The organism is Pseudomonas sp. 58 R 3 (genome assembly GCF_900006605.1).
Taxonomy (GTDB): domain Bacteria; phylum Pseudomonadota; class Gammaproteobacteria; order Pseudomonadales; family Pseudomonadaceae; genus Aquipseudomonas; species Aquipseudomonas salomonii.
Window position 1 is genome coordinate 1 of sequence record NZ_CVTT01000021.1, and the last position, 249, is coordinate 249.

Below are 249 nucleotides of genomic sequence, written 5' to 3' on the forward strand. Positions count from 1 at the left end.
TCTTCTGCAACGGCCCGGCACCATCGACACGAGCCAAGGGTTGGTAGCCTTCATCTTCATAGACGTACAGGCTTGTCTGACTGTGCTTATGCTCCTGCAATAACCGTAAACCGTCCCAGGTAAACCGCGTTTCCCCCAGCGGATACCCATCAGTGCCGTGCTCGGTTTTTTCTATCCGACGGCCCAGCGGGTCATACACCATCCTGACCACGCTACCATCGTCATTACGCACTTCAACCAGCCGACTTT

General features: G+C 55.0%; 1 protein-coding gene. It reads right to left on the reverse strand.

All coding sequences use genetic code 11. The features are described 5' to 3' along the window. Positions 1-249, reverse strand: a 249-nt coding sequence (locus BFP92_RS30095; protein ID WP_139114022.1) for a hypothetical protein, incomplete at both ends; no start/stop codon positions are given.